This is a genomic window from Thioalkalivibrio sp. (assembly GCF_007692535.1).
Taxonomy (GTDB): domain Bacteria; phylum Pseudomonadota; class Gammaproteobacteria; order Ectothiorhodospirales; family Ectothiorhodospiraceae; genus Thioalkalivibrio.
This window is the reverse complement of record NZ_REBW01000060.1, coordinates 1-15785: the sequence shown is the minus strand read 5'-3', so window position 1 is coordinate 15785 and position 15785 is coordinate 1. Positions and strand designations below refer to the sequence as shown.

Sequence of the window (15785 nt, the reverse complement as noted above, 5' to 3'; positions counted from 1 at the left end):
TAGGTCGGGTTAGCGTAGCGTAACCCGACGTGCCGGGGTGCCGGGGACGACGCTGCTTTGCGGACATGCGTGGGTGCGAGAGCCGTCGGGTTACGCCCTTTGGGCTAACCCGACCTACGGTGGCGTCGTCTTTGGTCAGCAGGTCGCGCAGGCTGAGCCGTCTCGGTTTGTCGGGTTACGCTGCGCTAACCCGACCTACGGTGGCGTCGTCTTTGGTCAGCAGGTCGCGCAGGCTGAGCGCATCGAGTGCCTCGGAACGCGAATCCTCGACCCGTGAGACCACGCTCTCCACCGCGGAGTGACCGGACAGGCGCTGATAGCGGCTGTCGCCCTCGTCGCGGCGAAGGGTTGTGAGAACCTCGTTGACCTCGATCTCCGCCAGGTCCCGGCCCGGCAGGTAGCGCGGGTCGCCCCCCCCGGCAATCACCAGCAGCCCCGCCTTTTGCAGGGCCTCGGCCGCGCCGCCGAGGGATCGGCTGGGGACCTGTAATTCACGCGCCACCTCGTCGAGGGTCGGAGCCTTCGCCCCTGCGAGGAAGCGCTGCCCCACCATCGCCATCAAATGCAGACCCAGGCGTTCGCGCATGGCGCCGGAGACCTTTATCCCGGCGCCACGCACGCGGATGTACTCCGGGTACTGGATATAGAAGGCGATGTTCGAACCAACCAGCAGGATGAGCCAGGACAGGTAGATCCAGATCAGCAGCAGGATCATGATCGCAAAGCCAGAGTAGATCGCATCGTAGCGCGCGGAACCGGCCACCACCGTGGCGAATCCCCAACCGACCGCCTGCCAGAGGACTCCCGCGACCACCGCGCCGATCAATGCGGGCAACAGCCGCACGCGCGTATTCGGCACGAACACGTAAATGAAGGTGAACGCGGCGACGATCAGTCCGAAGGGCAGCAGGCTGGCGGCCGTTTCGAACAGGGTGCCGAGGGGCTCGATTGCAGTGACCCGCTGCATCAGCGCGGACGACATCACCGTGGCCGTGACCCCCAGCGCCGATACGACCAGCAATGGCCCGATCATGATCACCGACAGGTAATTGCTGAAGCGCTGCCCGAGGCTGCGCGTACCCTCGATCTGCCAGATGCTGTTGAAGGCAAGTTCGATCTTCTGCACCAGAGAGATCACCGTATAGACGAGGAAGAGCAGCCCCACGAAACCGAGCACGCCGACGCGCATGTTGTCGACGAAGGTCAAGACGTTCTGGGTGATCTCCGCCCCCTGCTCGCCCAGTGGCTCCAGCAACCCCAGCATCAGGGGCTCGACCGCGTTGTGGGCACCGAAGGCCTTGAGCACGGAGAACGACAACGCCAAAAGCGGCACCACGGAAAGCAGGGTGGTATACACCAGGCTCATCGCGCGCAGGGTCAACTGGCCTTCGGTGGCCTCGCGAACGATGCCGGCAAGACCGCGGAAGATTCCCACGAGCAGGGCTTGCCAGCGAGGCAATACAGCCAGGTCAGCTCGGTTGAGCAGTTCGTCCGCCCGCCCCCACCAGCGCTCGAGGCGACCGGCTTCGGCTGTGGGCGAGTTCACTTCTGACGCCAGTTGCCGCCGCCGTCCTGGTACCAGTAGCCGGACGGCGCTTCATCCACCCACACCCGTGCGAAGGTCTCGCGGATATTCTGTTCCCAGTCCGGCCGATCATTGGCGCGCGCGATTTCCCTGTACAGCGCGCTGCGGTCGGCGTTCTCCTCCCGAACCAGACGCTGGACCTCCGGACGCTCCCGCAGCGGCACCTCGGTGAGATCGCGAATCGCCACGAGCCCGTCGTTTCCGAAGCCGATGGCGCCACTGCGGAAATAGGGCGCCAGCTGCGCATTCCGTGCGCGCATCGATGCGCGCAGACGGCTGGTGGTCGGTGTCTCGACGCGCAGATCCGGCGTCTGCGCAGCCGCTGCCGGCACCAGACGGTCCATCGTCCAGGCGAGGAGACTCAGGCCGTGCCCCGGTGTGATAACGCGGCTGGTGGGCTCGGTGGCCGCATCCGGTTCGCCTGCGGGTGGCCCGTTGATCTCCAGCACATCGCGAACGATGGTTCGCGCCGCCTCCTCGGCCGCCGCCGCCGGGAAATAGATGTGGATCGTGACACAGGCACTGGTCACGAGTGCGACCAGGATGATCGCCGACAAACGCTGCATGGTCTTCATGACGCTACTCCACGGTTCGGGGCGGGCAAAAATGGCGGCATTTTCGCTTCGAGTCTTACTGTACAACAGGCGGTGGACCTTCTCGAATGGCATTCAGGCGGCGGACCAGCTCCGGCCAATCCACCCGCCGGTTGTGGCCGATCACTTCGATCCGGGGCAGCCCCCCGCCCTGCACCAGGACGAACGACCCATCCGGGAGATCGGCCACCCCCGCGGCCACGCAGACCTCGCCATCGAGCGCGCAGCTGAAACCCAGCTGACGGTAAGCAAAATCCTCAAACAAACGGAGAAAGACCATCGACAGCGCACCCTCGATCCCGCCGCCGATGGCAGTCAGGTTTTCCACGGCACGCTGGCTGATCCGTCGGCGCCCCGGATCATCGAGCGGTGTGTTCAGGACGAGTCGCATGCGCTGAAGCTGCCAGTCCACCAGCATCAGGTCGTCCACCCTACCCGACAGCCGACCCTCGACACGCCCGAAGTCGAAGGCACGCGTCAACAGTTCGAGTTCCAGGCGGCGGATATCGGCCGAAACCTCCAGAACCGGCGCAACCCCGAAGAGATCGCGGATGCGCAGGCCGCTGAATACCGCCTCGCCGTCGAAGACCTGCACCAGCAGGCGTCCGTCGACCCGCAACCCGTCCGTGTCATAGAACACCCGCGGGATGATACCGGCCAGCTTGCCCGCAAAGCGGGGCCAGCCGAGCGCTTCCGTCAGCAGCTCCAGGCTCATTGCGCGAAGCCCGCCATCGAACTCCACCTCGGGACCGTCGGGCCCTACGGTCACTTGCAGGGTATCGACGCTGGGGCCCCCGTCAAGCACCGGGATGAAGAGCGGCTCGAGCAGGACGAACCCCCGGGGCTCGAGCCGCAGTCGCGCATCGAAAGCCCCCACAGGCAGACCGTAGATCTCGCCGGCCGCGGCGAAGATCCGGGAATCGGCGCCCGCCTTATCGTCCCGCCAGTCCAACTGCCCGACCGAACCCTCCAGCGCGAACCGCCCGCCTTCGTCCTTCATGCCAAAGGCCTGCCAGTGGGCCCACGCGGCACGGGGCCGTCCGTCGGCAACGCTCAGGGCTCCGCGGGCCTCTCCCTGGAAGCGGGTCCGTCCGAGCACCGTACCCGCGAGCAGCGGTTGCGCCAGCCACTCGCCAACGACGTCCAGACGGTGGCCTTCCCAGGCGATGTCACCCTGTTCCAGCTTGCCGCCGGCATATCGCAGGTCCGCACCGTGCACTTCCGCGTGGTCGCCCAGCGTCAGCTGCGCCGAGACGGCATGCAGGTCTTTCGTTCCCATCTCCGCCGGCCCGAACCGCAATCCCGACACACTCGCGTCCACGGGCCCCACCTCAGCAAAGTCCAGAAACCATGGATCGAAGAATACCGCTCCATCGGTAAACCGGAGCTGAATCTCAGAGCCATCGCCTCCGTGCCTGAGGCTGCCCTCGACTGCGACAGCCTCACCCGCGCGCAGACCGGCATCATCGGTGAAGGTCAGGCCGGAGAGCGCCAGATTCGTACGGACGGCGGGTACCCGCGTCCGGGTGTCGATCTGCCCCGAAAGTGCAGCCAGGCCGGATTCCACCGTCACCGGCAGCTCAGCGGGCATCAGGCCGGAGCGGATCAGCGCGTGCAGATCGATCCCCGCAAGATCGAGGTCAACGCGCACCCCCGCCGCCTCGATGGCGCCGGCAACCCGTCCCCGGCCCTGGAACAGACCCGGCCACGGCAAAGAGAAATGGACCCTCCCGGCGCTTCGGTCCCAATCGAAGGCCAGCATCGCAGCGTCGAGATGCCAACCCGGCGCCGTTGCGCTGAGGCGCGCCTGCGCACAGGCGAGTCTCGCGGTGGTCAGGTCCACCCGCGGGCAGGACAGGTGCAGATCCCTGATCCTGCCCACGGGCTCCGGGAGGCGGAGGCCGTCGGCGCGCAGCTCGAAACTGGGCTGGCGCTCGACCCAGGACACCCGGGCGCGCAGATTCTCGGCGTCAAAGGCATCGTGTACCGCGGTGTCGATGTCGAGATCGAGTTGGAACCCCCTGCTGCCGTCGGCGGCATGACCCAACGTCACCGCAAGAGCCATGGCGGTGACCACCAACATACGAGACCAGGGGCGGCGGGCGGGCACCATCCACCGGCCGGGAGGCCGCCAACCCGCCGCGCCGCCCACGGGCAGGCCCTCAGCCCTGGCGGTCAAGCTCGCACAGGCGCTCCTTCTCGGGTGGCAGATTGTCCGGACAGGCGCCACAGGCCTCGTTGCCGGGCAGCGCCCAGTCGATCTTCTTCGGATAGGGCAGGTCCATGTCGTTCATGATCTGCACGAATTCCTCGAGCGTCCGGTCCTTTCCCAGTCGGGGATTGCGCATCTTTTCCTGGCCGATCGTGGTGATCTGGCGCTCGGAATAGTCGTGGGCCGGGTAGACCAGTGTCTCGTCGGGCAGCACGAAGAACTTGTCGTGGATCGAGTGATAGAGCGCCCGGGCATCGCCCGACTGGAAATCGGTGCGCCCACAGGCCTCGATCAGCAGGGCATCTCCCGAAAACAGCATCGGCAGACCGGCGTGATCGAGCAGAAAGGCGTGATGCGTATCGGTATGCCCCGGCGTGAACAGCGGATTCAGCACCAGATTCCCGATGCGCATCGGCTCACCCTCGCGCAGACCCATGTCCCGGCAGGGCAGACCGTCGAGCGCCGGCCCGGCCAGCTTGCAGCCGGTGCGCTCGCGCAGCATGCGGCCTCCAGTAATGTGGTCGGCGTGGATGTGCGTCTCGATCGCGTAATCCAACCTCAGGCCGAGTTGCTGCAACACCTCGAGATCCCGTTCCACGGTCTCGATCACCGGGTCGATCAGCGCCGTCGTGCCGGTATCCGGACAACTCAACAGATAGGTGTACGTTGATGACTCGATCTCGAACAGTTGCTTGAAGATCATGGCCTGGCTCCCTGTGGTCGGATGTATATCGTTTTGGTCTAGTGGGCCATACACGGAGTTCCCCTGGACCTGCGGAAGACCCGTTGTCCCGACCTCCCGTAGGTCTGGCTGTGGGCGTAACGCGATTTGGCTATGATGCCCGCTTTCGCGCAAACCCTGAAATGGAGAAGGCCATGCAATCCAGTGAAGTCGCCGAACTCATTCGGTCCCGCCTGCCCGAAGCCGAGAAGGTCGAGGTCACCGGCGGCGAGGGCAAATTCGAGGCCCTGGTCGTCAGCCCGATGTTTGCCGACATGAACGCGGTGAAGAAGCACCAGACGGTCTATGCGACCGTACGTGACGAGATCGCCAGCGGCGCCGTGCATGCCCTGTCCATCCGGGCGATGACGCCGGAGGAGTACGCGGGGTCCTGACCACGATGGTCACCGGTCGGCCGATCTCGCAGGCCGAAGCCGTTCCCGCGCTCGACCGCAGCCTGCACCGCGTAGCAGAGCAACTCCCGGCGCTGCGCGCGCTGCTCGCCCGGTTTGGCATCGATCTGCGGTTGCACCCGGCGGACGCCGCACTCCCGGGCAGCTACTGGGGTGACTCGGAGGCGGGCATCGTTGGCCTGAACCTGCATGTGCGCCCGGACACGCCGGTCCACTCGGCCCTGCACGAGGCCTGCCACTTGGTCTGCATGGACCCGTCCGGCCGCGCCGGCGTGCACACCGATGCCGGTGGCGACGACCTGGAGGAAGCGGCGGTCTGCCGCCTGCAGATCCTGCTGGCCGATTACCTGCCCGGCGTCGGGCGCGATGCCCTGATGGCGGACATGGACGCCTGGGGCTACAGTTTCCGCCTGGGTTCCACCCGGGCCTGGTTCCTCCACGATAGCGAAGACGCGGACGCCTGGCTGCGGGCCCATGGCCTCGTCGATCCTACGGGCGCGGTCACCTTCCGCCTGCGAGATGCGCCATGACTCACGGGGCCACCGCAGATGACAGCCTGCGGCCCGCTTATGGAGCGCAGGAGTTTGGGTCAGGGCCAACTGCCATAGCCCTCCGCCACCACTGAAGACGAAAAGCCGCAACCTGTAGGTCGGGTTAGCCCAAAGGGCGTAACCCGACGGGTCTCGCACCCGAGGCTCGCACCCAACCATGGCCGCAAAATAGCATCGTCCCCGGCATGTCGGGTTACGCTACGCTAACCCGACCTACAGAGCTGAGCTGCCAAACCCGTCTCCCTGTGGGCGCGGGGAGGACGGGAAACCCGACCGTGAGCCGGGCGTCGTGCATGCCCGCGGGGCCGATGGCATAGTAAATGATCAGGCCAAACCGGCAACGGCGAGGCGCGCAACACGACAGGGAGCACTGCATGGAGACCCGCAAAAGTCCGCAACCGGGCGAGAAGCTTCGGGCCGCCGACAAGGTCGCGCGGATCCCGGTAAAGATCACGCCGACGGAACAGCCGCTGCGCAAGCCGCGCTGGATTCGGGCGCAGAGCCAGGCGGCCCCAGGGGTCCAGCGGATCAAGCGTATCCTCCGTGAACAGCGCCTGCACACCGTCTGCGAAGAGGCCAGCTGCCCGAATCTCGGCGAATGCTTCGCCCACGGCACGGCGACGTTCATGATCATGGGCGACATCTGCACCCGCCGCTGTCCCTTCTGCGACGTCGCGCACGGCCGCCCCAACCCCCTGGACCCCGATGAACCCCGGCACCTGGCCGAAACGATCCAGGCCATGGGCCTCGCCTACGTGGTCATCACCTCGGTGGACCGCGATGACCTGCGCGACGGGGGCGCGGCGCATTTCGTTGCCTGCATCCAGGCCGTGCGCGGGATGAACCCGCAGACGCGCATCGAGATCCTCGTCCCGGACTTCCGGGGCCGCATGAAGACCGCCCTGGAAATCATGCACGCGGCACCGCCGGACGTCTTCAATCACAACCTGGAGACGGTCCCGCGCCTGTACCGCAAGGCGCGACCGGGTTCCGATTACGAGTGGTCGCTGGACCTGCTCGAGGCCTTCCGCGCGCAGCATCCGGGCGTCCCGACCAAGTCCGGGCTGATGCTGGGGATTGGCGAGACTCGGGACGAACTGCTCGAAGTCCTGCGGGACCTGCGCGCGCACGGCTGCGAGATGCTGACCCTCGGCCAGTATCTGCAGCCCAGCCGCCACCACCTGCCGGTGGAACGTTACCTGGACCCGAAAGAATTCGACGAACTGGCGGACCGGGCGCGCGAAATGGGTTTCCGCCAGGTCGCCAGCGGCCCGATGGTTCGCTCCTCCTACCATGCCGATCAGCAGGCACGCGAGATCGTGGCCTGAGCAGCGCGTCTCTGGTCAGCGTTCGCTGCCTCGCGCCAGCATCCTGACCAGTGGCTCGGGCAGCGTGTGGATGGGTTCCAGCACACAGCCCAGACGCTCCGCAAGCCGCTGCTCCAGCAACGCCGCCACCTGGTCCGGATCGCTCCGCTGGCCCAGTGCGAACATGGAGGTGCTGGCCAGCCCGGGATAGCCGCAGGCGTCCATGCGCCCGAATTCCGCAAGCCGCGGACGCACGTTCAGCGCCAGCCCGTGCATGCTGCAACCATTGCGTACGCGCAGCCCCAGCGCCGCGATCTTGGCGCCATCGACGTAGACGCCCGGGGCGTCGGGGCGCGCCTCCGCCAGGATGCCAAAGCCAGCCAGGGTGTCGATGACCGCTCCCTGCAGCACTTCCACCAGCCCGCGGACGCCCAGGCGATGACGCCGCAGGTCGAGCAGTACATACAGGACCAGCTGGCCCGGGCCGTGGAAGGTGACCTGCCCGCCACGGTCGACACGGACCACCGGGATCGCGGCTGGCGCCAGGAGGTGATGCGGCCGCGCGTTGCGGCCGAGGGTGAACACCGGCGGATGCTGTACGCGCCAAAGGGCATCCGCAGCTTCCGCACCACGCTCCCGCAGATGCAGCTGCATCGCCCGCCAGACCGGCACGTAGGGCTGCAAACCCAGCCGGTAGCAATGGAGCATCCCGGTCGCCGTTTCCGACGCAGGCGCTGAGGCAGGCGCGATGCCGATTAGAGCACCATGCGCACCCGGGCGCATTCTCCCAATGCCCGGTAGAGCTCGTCGAGCTGCTCCTGGCTGGTCGCCGTCAGGGTGATGGTCACGCCCACGTAGTTTCCGCCCCGGGACTCGCGGTGGACGATGTCGACCGCGTCGCGATCGGGCAGGTGCCGCGCGATGCAGGCCTCGACATCCGCGAAGAATTCGGTGTGTGCCTCGCCCATGACCTTGATCGGGAACCGGCACGGAAACTCGAGCAGTGTCTCGCGTTCTTCAGTCATGCGTGACATCTCTCCCCGCCGAACCATGCATCAAACGGTAGCGCTCCTGACGATACCGGTCCAGGGCCTCACGCCAGACGGGACCCGGGCGCCCGTCACCGACAGGCTGTCCATCGAGCCGCGTGACGGGAAGCACTTCCTTGGTCGAGCTGGTCAACCAGATCTCGTCCGCAGCGCGCAGTTCGACCTCGGGCACCGGCTCCTCCCTGCAGTCCCGCCCCTCGGCCCGCAGCGCCCCCAGCAGGAACGCACGGGTGATGCCCGGCAGGATCGCAGGACCCAGCGGCGTGGTGCGCACGACGCCGTTCGTGACCACGAAGACATTGCTCGCGGCACCCTCCGTGAGCAGACCGTCGCGCAACAGGATCGCCTCGACCGCTGCATGGTCGGCCGCCTGCTGTCGGGCAAGCACGTTTGCAAGCAGGGCCACCGACTTGATGTCGCAACGGCCCCAGCGCTGATCGGGGGCGGTGATTGCGCTGACTCCGGCCCCGGCGACGGCGGGACCCTGCGGCGCGATCGGACTCACCATCGCGAAGACGGTCGCCGTCGCCTGGCCCGGAAAGGCGTGATCACGCGGGGCCGCACCCCGGGTCACCTGCAGGTAAACCGACCGGTCGGCGCCCGGGTTCTGCTGCAACAGGCGCTCCAGCATCTCCGCCCAGCCGCCATCGGGCATCGGATCGGGAAGGCGGATCGCTGCGAGCGACCGGCCCAACCGATCGAGGTGCTCGTTGAGCAGGAACAGCTTCCCGTCATAGCTCGGGATGACCTCGTAGACCCCGTCCCCGAACAGGAAGCCCCGATCCAACGGCGAAACGCAGGCCTGCTCGGGAGGCAGATACTCGCCGTTGAGATACGCGATCACGGCCGGTCAGAACGGCCAGGCGGAACGGAGTGCCAGCGCCGCGCTGTCCCAAAGCCAGCGGAATATGCCGCCGGAATCCACCTCCTCCAGCGCCACCAACGGCTGCCGCGCCAGCACCTCCCCGCGCAGGGTCACGATGACTTCGCCCAGCGCGTCACCCGCCGCAAGCGGCGCCATGTGGGGTCCGTGAAGCTCCATGCTGGCTTCCAGACCGTCACCCTGACCCTGCGGCAACACGACCCAGAACGGTTCGGCGAGTCCAGCAGCCACCGTGGTGTTCCCGCCCTTGTAGACGCGCGGTTCGCTCAGTACGGCGCCCCCCTCGAACAGCTTGCGCGACTCGAAGAAACGGATACCCCAGTTGATCAGGGCCTGGGATTCGTTCGCCCGGATGATGCCGCCACGCTGATGGTTCGGCGCGTCGATCCCCATCACCACGGCGATCAGGCGCCGCTCATTGCGCTTCGCCGAGGACACCAGGTTGTACCCTGCCGCCGAGGTCCAGCCGGTCTTCAGGCCATCGAAGCTCTCGTCCCGCCAGAGCAGAAGGTTCCGGTTGGATTGCTCTATATTATTGTATTTGAAATCTTTTTCGCTGTAATAGCCATAAGAGTCGGGGAAGTCCCTGATCAAAGCGCGTGCAAGCCGCGCCATGTCCGCAGGCGTGGTGTACTGCGCCTCATCGCTGGGCAGGCCGTGCGGGTTGGTGAAGTAGGACCGGTTCATCCCCAGGACCCGGGCCTGGGCGTTCATCAGATCCACGAACGCCCCTTCGGAGCCCGCCACGAGTTCGGCGAGGGCGGTCGATGCATCGTTTCCCGACTGCACGATCATGCCGCGCAGCAGATCCTCGACCCGCACCTGCTCGCCCACCTCGATAAACATCCGCGAGGCCCCCTGCATGCCGGTACGCCAGGCCCGCTCGCTGATCGTGACCTTGTCGTCGAGGTTGATCTTCCCCGACTTGATCTCGCCGAAGACCACGTAGGCCGTCATCAGCTTGGTGAGGCTGGCCGGCTCCCTCTCCACGTCCGGATCCAGGGCGGCAACGGGCAGACCGGAGTCGAAGTCGACCAGGATGTAGCTCTTCGCGGTGATGTCCGAGGGCGGCTGCGGGATCACACCGAGGGAGGCGACCCCTGTTGCGCCGGGGGTCGGAAGGGCTGGCAGCGTTGGCGTCTGGGCCAGCGCCGGCAGCGATGGCAGAAACAGGGCGAGTGCAATAGAGACGAGCAGGAATGCGAAAGACTTCTTCATCGATTGGTCAACCTGAACATTGGGCGGTGAGAGAGGGGTCAGAGTTTGAATCCCGTACAGGGATCCGTTGGTGGAACACGATTGGGCGCTGCTAGTCGATCACGATCCGGTAGTCCTGCAGTGCTGCCTGCTGCAGTCTCGCCTCGACGTCCCGTACCGCCGATGGGTCTTCCAGCGGGCCGATACGGACCCGGTGCAGCGGAGTCCCGGAGGTGGAGGACAGGGCTGTGACGCGAACATCGGCAAACCCGAGACTGTGCAGATCGTCCCGGACCCGTTCCGCCGCACTGCGGTCGGCAAAAGCACCCACCTGGACGAAGCGTGGCTCGGTCTCGGCGCTGTCCGGCTGCTTCGGCCCCGGATCGTCGAGGATTTCGGTTCCGGCTACCCGCAGGGGTCGAGCCTCGTCGTCGTCCGGAGTGACCACGCGGATATGCACCGGGGCAACGCCCTTTTCCACCATATCGATCCGGTGCGCTGCCGCATAGGAGAGATCGATCACGCGTCCAGCGACGAACGGACCACGGTCGTTCACACGCACGACGACGCGCTTGCCGTTATCGAGGTTCGTGACTTCCACATAGCTCGGCAGGGGCAACTCCCGGTGCGCGGCAGTCATAGCGAACATGTCGTAGGGCTCACCGCTGGAGGTGCGACGACCGTGGAACTTGGTGCCGTACCAGGATGCGAGGCCCTGTTGTTCAAAACCGTCACTGGACACCAGCGTCCGGTAGCGCTGCCCGAAGACCTCGTATTCCGGCGGGTTCCCGTAGCGACTGGGCGGCTCGAACCGCGGCACAGCGTCGGGAATCGATGCCAGGTCGGGCGGAACGGCCGAGGGATGCCCATCCATCTGCCCCGTCCTACCCGGGCTGCCGCCACAGCCCACGAGCAGCACGAGCAGGGAGGCGAGCAGGAACCCGACCACCGCCAGCGCAACCGCGATGCGCTCGCTGCTCCAGACGAAGGGACGCCGGGTGCCTCTCACGACCCGTTCCCTGGAAGTCCGCCGACCGGCCCGGACCTGCTGTCGCGCAGGATACGGGTCACTGCCGCAGCGCCTCCGTCAACTGGTGGACCGCCATCGCGTACAGGGGACTGCGATTGTAGCGGGTGATCACGTAGAAGTTCGGGTAGCCAAGGTAGAACTCCGGACCGTCGCTACCCTCCAGCCGGATCAGGGAAAACCGGCCGTCCGCCGGCACGGCCTCGGTCGGGAACACGCCGTGCTCCGCCAGCTCCGCCAGCGAGAAGCGGGCCTGATAACCGCCGCCGAGCAGGGCCTCGTACGCGTCTCCGTCGACCCGGGCACCGGCTACGACCGGCTCGCCCGTCTGCCAATGGTGTTGGCGGAAGTAGTTTGCGACGCTTCCGATCGCGTCGGGCCAGGAGTTGATCAGGTCACGACGGCCATTGTCATCGAAATCGACCGCGTATGCCCGGTAGCTCGAGGAGATGAACTGGCCCCGGCCCATCGCGCCGGCATAGGATCCCCGGGTCTCGCGCAGATCCAGCGCCTCTTCCTGCACCAGCTGCAGGAAGTGTCCCAACTCGCTGCGGAAGAAACCCTGCCGCGGCGGATAGTCGAAGCCCAGGGTGACCAGGGCATCGACGACCCGGAAGCTCCCCAGGTTGCGACCGTAGTTGGTTTCCACGCCGATGATGGCCGCAATCAGCGCCTGATCGACACCGAAGGCCTCCTCGGCACGCTCGAGCCAGAACGCCTCCTCGTCCATGAACACCCGGCCCCGCTCGACGCGCAGGTCGTTCACGAAGATCGGCCGATAGTCCTTCCACGGCCGCGCCTCGGCGGGACGTGAGATCAGATCGAGGATGCGCTGCTGGGGCTCGACACCCTCGAACAAATCCTCCAGCAGGGCGCGGTCCATGCCCTCGGCGACCTGCTCGTCGATGAAGCCCTGCACTTCGGGACGCTCGAGGTAAGGGGGCTCGCCGGCGCGGAACTCGGATTGCGAGACGGCCACCCCCGGCAGGGAGCATGCCCCAAGCAGTACGATCAGCAGGCCATGGGCGCATGCATGCAAAAAAAAGCGGCCCGTTGCGGTACGCGGGGGGGTGCCAGTCATCGATTCACCAGTCGTTGTTGAGAATGAACGGCCATCAGGATACCGAAGCCCACCATGAGCGTCACCAGCGAAGTGCCTCCGTAGCTGACCAGTGGCAGGGGTACCCCGACCACCGGCAGCATACCGCTCACCATCCCGATATTGACCACCATGTAAACGGCGAAGGTCAGGCTGATGCTCCCGGCGACCAGGCGCGAAAAGCGGTCCTGCGCCAGCGCGGCGATCCACAGACCACGGGCGACGGTCAGGAAGTACAGCACCAGCAACACCGCGATGCCGACGAAGCCGAATTCTTCCGCATAGACGGCGAAGACGAAGTCCGTGGAACGCTCGGGCAGAAACTGCAATTGCGACTGGGTCCCGTTCAGCCAGCCCTTGCCATACAGACCGCCCGATCCGATGGCGATTTTCGACTGGATGATGTGGTAGCCCGCGCCCAGGGGATCGGACTCCGGGTTGAACAGCGTCAGGACGCGCTGACGCTGGTAGTCGTGCATCTGCGACCACAGTAAGGGAACCGCCGCAGCGATGGCGAGGCCCAGGCTCAGGAACCAGCGCCAGCTCAGTCCAGCGAGAAAGATCACCAGCAAGCCCGCCGCGCCGATCAGCAGTGCGGTACCCAGGTCCGGCTGGCGCATGACCAGCAGCACCGGCACGACGATCAACACGCTGACCACGAGCAGGTCGAGCAACCGTGGCGGTGCGTTGCGCAGAGACAGGTACCAGGCCACCATCAGCGGCATGGCGAGCTTCATGATCTCCGACGGCTGAAACCGGATCACTCCCAGGTCCAGCCAGCGGCGTGCACCCTTCCCGATATCGCCCGCCTGCATCACCGCGACCAGCATGCCGAGAGCCAGCAGAAACAGCCAAGGCGCCCAGGCCCGCAGCGTGGAGACCGGAACCCGCGCCACCAGCAGCAAGGCGACGAGCCCGACGCCGATGCGGCCCAACTGGCGCTGCATTGCCTCGATACTCTCTCCCGTGGCGCTGAACAGCACCACCAGGCCGATGGCGAGAAGGATGCCGATCAGCACGAGTAACGTGCCGTCGAGGCGAAGACTGCGCAGGATCCACTGCGAAGGTGTGAGTTCGCGCCCGGTGACGCTGATCACGGCTGCTCCTCCGTCTCGGCCAGCAGTCCCAGCGAAGTCAGGTAAGCGTCCATCACCCTGCGTGCGATCGGCGCCGCCACACGACCTCCACTGCCCCCATGCTCGGCGAGTACGGCAACCGCGATCTCCGGCGCATCGGCGGGCGCGTAGCCGATGAACAGCGCATGGTCCCACAGTCTGCGGTCCAGTTCAGACTCGTCGTACTCCTGGTCGGGGGCCAGACTGAAGACCTGGGCGGTTCCGGTCTTGCCGGCGATCCGGTAGGCGGGCGCGGTGCTGCCGATACTGCCCCAGGCCGTCCCGTGCCGGGCATGCACGGCGTCGATCAGCGCCTGGTGGATCACGTCCCAGTGGGCATCGCTCGCGATCACCGGGTCCGGGTATCGTAGCGGCTTGGCCAGCGGTTCCCCGTCGGCGCCGTCCCGGATCGCACGCACCAGGCGTGTCTGCACCCGCTGGCCACGGTTGGCCAGCGTGCTGGTCACGTCCGCGAGCTGCAGCGGCGTGGTCAGCATGTAACCCTGGCCAATGGCGGTGATCAGCGTTTCGCCGGGAAACCACTGCAGGTTCTGCACCGACCGCTTCCATTCCCGGCTGGGCAGGATGCCGGGGCGTTCGCCGGTCGCGTCGATGCCGACGCGGCTCCCGATGCCGAAGGCACCGAGCATCGGTGCCATCCGGTCAATGCCAAGCTTGTGCCCAAGATCATAGAAGTAGACATCCGAGGACACCGCAATGGCCCGGTTCATGTCCACCCAGCCGTGCCCACCCCGCCTCCAGTCGCGATAGCGCCGCTCATACCCCGGCAACTGGTAATAGCCGGTCGCGAACATCCGGCGTTCCGCCGTGGTCACGTTTTCCTCGAGCCCGGCAAGGGCGACGATCGGCTTCAGGGTGGAACCGGGCGGGTACTGGCCGCTCAGTGCCCGATTGAACAGGGGCTTGTGGGGATCCGACTGCAGGGCCGAGAAATCCCTGTGTGAAATACCGTGAACGAAGGGATTGGGGTCGAACCCCGGCTTGCTGACCAGGGCCAGCACCTCACCCGTGGCCGGATCGATCGCCACCACGGCCCCGTCGTGCGGCGCGAGGGCATCGCGTGCGGCCCGCTGCAGGCCGGCGTCGATGCTCAGGAACAGGTCCTGTCCCGGAACCGGCGGGACCACCGACAGCTCCCGAATCACGCGCCCCTGCGCGTTCACCTCGACCTGCTTGTGGCCCGTGGTCCCGTGGAGGACATCCTCGTAATGGCGCTCCACGCCGGTCTTGCCGGTGTGCGAGGTACCCGCATAGTTGCGTGTATCGAGCCGCCGCAGGTCCTGCTCGTTGATGCGCCCCACGTATCCGACCACGTGGGCGAAATCGGCGCCGTGCGGGTAATGACGCACGGGCCTTGCCTCGATCTCCACCCCAGGCAGCTCGTGCCGGGCCACCGCGATCCGGGCCACCGTCTCGTCATCGAGGCCCGACTTCAACAGCACTGGCTGGAACGGGCGACGCTGGCGGACGGATGCGCGAAACCGGTCAATCTCTGCGGGAGAGAGATCGACCAACCCGGACAGGCGCTCGAGCAGGAGCTCGAGATCCCCCGCCTGCTCCACCGTGACCTCGAGCTGGTACGCCGGACGATTCTCCGCCAACAGGATCCCGTTGCGATCGTAGATCAGCCCCCGGGTGGGCGGGATCGGCTCGATCCTCAGCCGGTTGTTCTCCGACAGTGTGGTGAAGTGCGCGTGGGCGCCCACCTGCAGGGTGAACATCCGCCCAACCAGCAGCAGCACCAGCAGCAACAGGACCAGGATCGAAACCAGAACGCGGATGGAAAACCGGCTCTGGTCGCGCCCTTCCTCGTTATACGAGTCCTGCCGTTCAATCAACATGCGTCAAACGTCGACCTCTTGATTATCACGGAAGCTCCGCAGAGGACCCCTTCGCGCGCAAGGCGCGCTCCCACGGGTCCTTGCCCTTGTGGGAGCCTGCCTTGCAGGCGAAGGTTTTGGCGGTTTCGCTGCGGTCAATGCGATGTTCCCGGCCTGCGGAGGATTCGTGAT

The 15785-nt window shown here is 66.3% G+C and carries 15 protein-coding genes; 3 read left to right on the top strand and 12 right to left on the bottom strand.

Annotation, left to right across the window (positions count from 1 at the left end; genetic code table 11):
• Positions 1-175: 175 nt before the first annotated feature.
• The 4 genes from EA346_RS01610 to EA346_RS01595 all read right to left on the bottom strand — a co-directional run bounded on the left by EA346_RS01610 (position 176) and on the right by EA346_RS01595 (position 5093).
• Entirely contained in the window at positions 176-1486 is a 1311-nt protein-coding gene (locus tag EA346_RS01610) for a YihY/virulence factor BrkB family protein (RefSeq protein ID WP_296754811.1), read from the bottom strand.
• A 56-nt stretch (positions 1487-1542) separates the two neighbouring features.
• Positions 1543-2160, bottom strand: coding sequence for a YdbL family protein (locus tag EA346_RS01605; protein ID WP_296754802.1), 618 nt, complete (start codon positions 2158-2160; stop codon positions 1543-1545).
• Between the two features lie 55 nt (positions 2161-2215).
• Positions 2216-4243, bottom strand: a complete 2028-nt coding sequence (locus EA346_RS01600) for a hypothetical protein (RefSeq protein ID WP_296754799.1) — start codon at positions 4241-4243, stop codon at positions 2216-2218.
• A gap of 97 nt (positions 4244-4340) precedes the next feature.
• A complete protein-coding gene (locus tag EA346_RS01595; protein ID WP_296754797.1) occupies positions 4341-5093 on the bottom strand; it encodes an MBL fold metallo-hydrolase in 753 nt (250 codons plus the stop codon).
• 173 nt (positions 5094-5266) lie between these two features.
• Between EA346_RS01595 and EA346_RS01590 the strand changes: the two genes are divergently transcribed.
• The 3 genes from EA346_RS01590 (at position 5267) to lipA (ending at position 7403) form a co-directional block, all read left to right on the top strand.
• Entirely contained in the window at positions 5267-5506 is a 240-nt protein-coding gene (locus EA346_RS01590) for a BolA/IbaG family iron-sulfur metabolism protein (protein WP_296754795.1), read from the top strand.
• Positions 5507-5511: 5 nt separating this feature from the next.
• Positions 5512-6054, top strand: coding sequence for a hypothetical protein (locus EA346_RS01585; RefSeq protein ID WP_296754793.1), 543 nt, complete (start codon positions 5512-5514; stop codon positions 6052-6054).
• 395 nt (positions 6055-6449) lie between these two features.
• Positions 6450-7403, top strand: a complete 954-nt coding sequence (lipA, locus tag EA346_RS01580; RefSeq protein ID WP_296754790.1) for a lipoyl synthase — start codon at positions 6450-6452, stop codon at positions 7401-7403.
• Between the two features lie 15 nt (positions 7404-7418).
• Here the strand turns inward: lipA and lipB are convergent, their stop codons facing one another.
• The 8 genes from lipB to mrdA all read right to left on the bottom strand — a co-directional run bounded on the left by lipB (position 7419) and on the right by mrdA (position 15608).
• Entirely contained in the window at positions 7419-8090 is a 672-nt protein-coding gene (lipB, locus tag EA346_RS01575) for a lipoyl(octanoyl) transferase LipB (RefSeq protein ID WP_296754788.1), read from the bottom strand.
• 47 nt (positions 8091-8137) lie between these two features.
• Positions 8138-8407, bottom strand: a complete 270-nt coding sequence (locus EA346_RS01570) for a DUF493 domain-containing protein (protein WP_296754785.1) — start codon at positions 8405-8407, stop codon at positions 8138-8140.
• Complete coding sequence (locus tag EA346_RS01565; protein WP_296754783.1) at positions 8400-9275, bottom strand: D-amino acid aminotransferase; 876 nt, start codon at positions 9273-9275, stop codon at positions 8400-8402. The genes EA346_RS01570 and EA346_RS01565 overlap by 8 nt, the downstream gene beginning before the upstream one ends.
• A 6-nt stretch (positions 9276-9281) precedes the next feature.
• Positions 9282-10532, bottom strand: coding sequence for a D-alanyl-D-alanine carboxypeptidase family protein (locus tag EA346_RS01560; protein WP_296754781.1), 1251 nt, complete (start codon positions 10530-10532; stop codon positions 9282-9284).
• 91 nt (positions 10533-10623) lie between these two features.
• Positions 10624-11421 carry a septal ring lytic transglycosylase RlpA family protein gene (locus tag EA346_RS01555; RefSeq protein ID WP_296754809.1) on the bottom strand — a complete coding sequence of 266 codons (798 nt, stop codon included), beginning with the start codon at positions 11419-11421 and terminating at the stop codon, positions 10624-10626.
• 157 nt (positions 11422-11578) lie between these two features.
• Entirely contained in the window at positions 11579-12619 is a 1041-nt protein-coding gene (gene mltB / locus EA346_RS01550) for a lytic murein transglycosylase B (protein ID WP_296754778.1), read from the bottom strand.
• Positions 12616-13734, bottom strand: coding sequence for a rod shape-determining protein RodA (gene rodA, locus EA346_RS01545; protein WP_296754775.1), 1119 nt, complete (start codon positions 13732-13734; stop codon positions 12616-12618). The genes mltB and rodA overlap by 4 nt, the downstream gene beginning before the upstream one ends.
• Entirely contained in the window at positions 13731-15608 is a 1878-nt protein-coding gene (mrdA, locus tag EA346_RS01540; RefSeq protein ID WP_296754806.1) for a penicillin-binding protein 2, read from the bottom strand. Before mrdA ends, rodA begins: the two co-directional genes overlap by 4 nt.
• Positions 15609-15785 lie beyond the last annotated feature (177 nt).